General features: G+C 63.0%; 3 protein-coding genes. All 3 read right to left on the minus strand.

The window, feature by feature from the left end:
• Positions 1–731: hydrogenase iron-sulfur subunit (locus tag H567_RS0120850; protein WP_084517682.1), on the minus strand; the 731-nt coding region annotated here is incomplete at its 3' end.
• A 51-nt stretch (positions 732–782) separates the two neighbouring features.
• The gene (locus tag H567_RS0120855) at positions 783–3974 is read right to left on the minus strand and encodes a CoB--CoM heterodisulfide reductase iron-sulfur subunit A family protein (RefSeq protein ID WP_153306313.1); all 3192 of its coding nucleotides are present in this window, start codon (positions 3972–3974) and stop codon (positions 783–785) included.
• Between the two features lie 72 nt (positions 3975–4046).
• Positions 4047–5160: (Fe-S)-binding protein (locus tag H567_RS0120870; RefSeq protein ID WP_028322878.1), on the minus strand; the 1114-nt coding region annotated here is incomplete at its 5' end.

Below are 5160 nucleotides of genomic sequence, written 5' to 3' on the forward strand. Positions count from 1 at the left end.
ACCTCGAAGCAAGTCCCGCACCGGATGCACTTGTCCTGGTCGATCACATGGATCAGATTCTTCCCCCCGATGATCGCCTCGGCCGGGCAGCGCCTGAAGCACGTCATACACGCCTGGCACTTCTCCGGGTCGATGTAGTAGGAGGCCACGTCCCGGAACAGCTCCTCGATCTCCTCCCGGGTGTAGAACCCTTCGTACTCCGCCTTGTTCGTCAGACGGTGTTCGAGCTTCTCCCGCTTCACCACCTTGATGTAAGGAACCAGCTTCCGGACCGCATCGAGCTTCTCCTTCAACTCCGCAGGATCCAGCCCCTCCCCCTCGCCGATCGGGCCAAGCTCCTTGATCGTCCGGCTGAAATCCGTCATGTACTCCGCAAAGGGGATTCCGTCCCCGGCCGACATGAACTTGATCCGCAGCCGCTCCGGATTCAGCCCGATGTGCTCCATGATCCGCTTGCACAGCAGCACCATGCTCAACGTATGGTAGTTCCCGTGCGTGATATAGTTGCATTCGCCTAAATGACAGCCGCCTATGAACACTCCGTCCTGTCCGTTCGAGAAGGCTCTGAGCACAAACTCCAGATCCACCCTGCCCGAGCACATGACGCGAATCAGCCTGATCTCATTCGAATATTGTAGTCTGGAAACTCCAGCCATGTCTGCAGCGCCGTACGCTCACCAGTGGCATACAAACCCGAGCATCCTGGGCTTAAATTTGGCCCCTGCACTCATTCCTTCTCACCCCCTTCGCCGCTCATCCCGGCGTTGCCTGGTTCGATCATCCTACACATCTCCAACCGCCGCATCCATCTGCGGCAGGCCTTCTTCCTCCGGTATCGCCGCATCGATCTGGCTGATGATCTCCTCGTCCGTAAAGTGCTTCAGCCGGATCGCCCCGGTCGGACACGCCGCGTTGCACAGCCCGTCCCCCTTGCACAGAACCGGGTTGACCACCGCCTTCTGACCCTGGCGCGTATCCCGGAACTCGATCGCTCCATAGGTGCACGCCGCAAGGCACGCCCCGCACCCCATGCACTTCTTCTCCTCCACCTCGCACACCGCACCCGACACCGTCACGATGTCGTGCGAGAGCAGGGTCAGCGCCCGGCCCGCGGCCCCGTAAGCCTGATTGATCACCTCCGGGATGTGCTTCGGGTAGTGCGCCGTGCCGCACAGGTACACGCCCTGCGTCGAAAACTCCACCGGCCGCAATTTGACGTGCGCCTCCTTGAAAAAATCATCCGGCCCGAGCGAGATCTTGAACTGCCGCGACAGCTCCTCCGCCCCGGAGGCAGGGATCACCGCCGCCGACAGCGTGAGGTAGTCCGCATCGATCGCCAACTCCTCCCCGAGGATCGGATCGGGCACCACCACCCGCACCACCTTCCGGCCCCCTTCCTCGGCCTCGCTCACCTGCGGCTTCTGCTCCGGCTCCCACCGGATGAACTTCACGTCCCGGTTCGACGCCTCTCGGTAGTAATCCTCCCGGAACCCGTAGGTCATCATATCCCGGTACAGGACATAGACATCCATCTCCGGGTTGAGTTCCTTCAGCTTCAGCGCGTTTTTCACCGCCTGGCTGCAGCACACCCGGCTGCAGTACTGCCGGTCCGCCTGCCGGCACCCGACGCACTGGATCATCACCACGCTCTGCGCACCGGCAAGAGCCTCGTCCCGGCGCGCGATCCGCTCCTCGAGTTCGAGCTGCGTCACCACCTGCTCGTTCTGCCCATAGAGGTACTCGGTCGGCCGATATTCCACCGCACCGGTCGCGATCACCGCCGCCCCGTGGTGGATCTCCACCTCCCGATGGCCCGTCTTCACCCGCGTCACGAAGTTCCCCACGTACCCGGTCGCCTCCGTGATCTCCGCCTCCGTGTAGACGTGGATCAGCCGGTGCTGGTAGACCTCCCGTTCGAGCTCGTGCAGGTACTTCTGGACATCCAGGCCTTCGAGGGTATAGTGGATCCGCCGCGCCATCCCGCCCAGGTCCGCCTCCCTTTCGAGCAGGTAGACCTCGTGGCCCTGTTTGGCGATCGACAGCGCGCAGGTCATGCCCCCAATGCCCCCGCCCACCACCAGGGCCGTCTTGTTCACCGGCAGGTCGATCTCCTGCAGCGGCTCCAGCAGGCAGGCGCGCGCCACCGACATCCGCGTGATGTCCTTCGCCTTCTGCGTCGCCTCCTCCTTCTCCTTCGAGTGCACCCACGAGTTGTGCTCCCGGATGTTCGCCATCTCGTAGTAGTACTGGTTGATCCCCGCCTCCCGCAGCGTGTCGCGGAACAGCATCTCGAGCGTCCTCGGCGAGCAGGCCGCCACCACCACCCGGTTCAGGCCCTTCTCCTTGATCATGTCCGTGATCTCGTTCGCCGAGTTCGTCGCACAGGAAAACAGCTGCTCCTGCGCATGGACCACATGGGGCAGCGTCAGGGCGTAGTCCACCACCGAGGGCACGTCCACCACCCGGCCGATGTTCGCCCCGCAGTGGCACACGAACACGCCCACCCGCGGCTCTTCCTCCGAAACATCCTTCTCATCCGGGTAGACCCGCTCCGTTGTCAGCCTCCCACGGCGGCGGTCCAGAAACTCCCCGCACTGCGACCCCGCCCCGCTCGCACTGAACACCGACTCGGGGATGTCCAGCGGGCCCTGGAAACCACCGCTCACAAAGATCCCGGGACGGCTCGTCTCCATCGGGTTCGTCGGGTGGATCTCGCAGAACCCGTGCTCCGTGCATGCAACCCCGAAGGTCTCCGCCAGCGCCTTCGCACCCACCGGCGGGTTCAACCCCACCGACAGGACCACCATGTCGAACGCCTCTTCCTTCACCCCTTCGTCCGGGGTCGCGTAGCGGATAAACACGTTCTTCGTGACCGGGTCCTCCCGCACAACCGATGCATAGCTGCGGATGAACCGTATCCCCGGAAGCTGCGAGGTCCTCTCGTAGTAGCGCTCGAAGTCCTTCCCGTACGAGCGAACGTCGTTGTGGAAGATCGTGCACTCCGCCTCCGCGTCGTGGTCCTTGGTCAGGATCACCTGCTTCTGCGCGTAGGTGCAGCAGACCGCCGAGCAGTAGCTGTTGTCCCCCGGCGTCACCCGCCGCGAGCCCACGCACTGGATCCACGCGATCTTGTGCGGATGCTTCTTGTCCGAGGCCCTCAGGATCTCTCCCTCGTATGGACCGGTCGCGCACAACAGCCGCTCGAAGTCCATACTCGTCACCACGTTCTGCAGCCTCCCGTAGCCGTATTCATGCTTCACGCCGGGGTCATACGGCTCGAGGCCCGAGGAGAGCAGGATCGCCCCGACCTTCACCTCACGCTTCACTTCCTTCTGGTTCAGGTCGATCGCATTGGTCTTGCACACCCCTTCGCAGATCCGGCACTTCTTCTCTTTCAGATACAGGCAGCTCTCGTCGATATAGGCGATCAGCGGGATCGCCTGCGCAAAATAGATGTGCACCGCCTTGTTGTCGCTGATCTCCTGGTTGTATTGGTCCGGGTACTGCACCGGGCAATACTCCGCGCAGGTCCCGCACCCCGTGCAGTTCTCCTCGATGATATACCGGGGCTTCGTCCTCAGGGTCACCCTGAAATCCCCCGCTTCCCCTTCGACTCGGTCCACCTCGGTGTAGGTGAGGACCTCGATGTTCGGATGCCGGCCGACCTCGACCAGTTTCGGAGAGAGAATTCACATCGAGCAGTCGTTGGTCGGAAACGTCTTGTCCAGCTGCGCCATGTGGCCGCCGATCGCAGGGGATTTCTCGATCATGTAGACCTTGAACCCCGCCGTGGCCAGATCCAGCGAGGCCTGGATCCCGCTGATCCCCCCGCCCACCACCAGCACGTCCCCGAAATCTTCCTTCCCGAGACCCTTGCACAGTTGTCGGATCTTCTCTTCCAGCACGTGTTCTTCTTTTTCCACTTTCTTCACCTCAGCAGATCGGTTGCGGCCCCAGGGCAGGGGCCTTTGCATCCGCGCTCAATCGTGTCCGCCGGGAAGACCGCGCTCCGGCCCTTCTCCTGCAGGACTGCAAACCATATCATCTCATCCGGCAATGACTTCCCGGATGATCTCGGTGATCTCCTTGATCTCCAGCTTATCCTCCAGCTCCAGCGTCAGCCGGCTGTCCTCGAAGTTCGCGATGCAGTAAGGGCAGGCCGTCGCCAGCACCTCGGCCCCGGCCTCGATCGCCTGCTCGAGCCTCAGATCCGAAAAACGCTCCCCTTTCGGCGTCTCCATCCAGATCCGGCCCCCGCCCCCGCCGCAGCACAAGCTGTCGCTCCGGCAGTCCGCCATCTCCACCAGTTCGAGGCCCGGCACCCGCTTGAGCGCCTCCCGCGGCGCGTCGTAGATCCCGTTGTGACGCCCGAGATAGCACGGGTCGTGGTACGTCACCCGCTTCGGGTACTCCTTTTCGAGGGTCAGCCGCCCTTCCTCGATCAACTGCGCAACAAACTCCGAGACGTGAACCACCTCGAAGTGCACGCTGAACTCCGGGTACTCGTTCTTGAACGTGTGGTAGCAGTGTGGCGAGGAGACCAGGATCTTCTTCACCCCGCTGTCGATGAAGGTCTTGATGTTCTCCTTCGCCAGGCGCTTGAACAGCTCTTCGTCCCCGGTCTTCCGGATGCTCTCCCCGCAGCAGTTCTCCTTGCTCCCCAGAATCCCGAAGCTCACCCCCGCCTGGTTCAGAATGTCGGCCGTCGCCTGCGCCACCTTCTTCAACCGCGGATCGTAGCTCGGGTAGCAGCACGGAAAATACAGCACCTCCTTCTCCTCGGTAAACTCCTCCACCGAGTGGCCTTTCGCCCAGTCCGCCCGCTTCTTCCGCTCCTCGCTCAGCGGGTTGCCTTCCCCCACCAGGCTCGCGCTCACCGTCCGGACCGCCTTCACAGAGGTCGGGAACACCCCGTATTCCGTCGCCACCCGCCGCAGCGCGATCCCAGACTCGATCTGCTTGACGTCCCTCGGGCACTGCTGCGGGCATCTCCCGCACGTCGTGCAGCGCCAGATCTCGTCGCTCTCGATCTCGGTCATCCCGAACGCGGCCTGCCGCACGATCTTGCGGATGCTGAAGCTCCGCACCCGGTTCCACGGACACACCGTGTCGCACAGCCCGCACTGGAAGCATCGCTTGAATGCGTCCCCGCCGTTCGCC

It is taken from the genome of Desulfatiglans anilini DSM 4660 (assembly GCF_000422285.1).
Lineage (GTDB): Bacteria > Desulfobacterota > DSM-4660 > Desulfatiglandales > Desulfatiglandaceae > Desulfatiglans > Desulfatiglans anilini.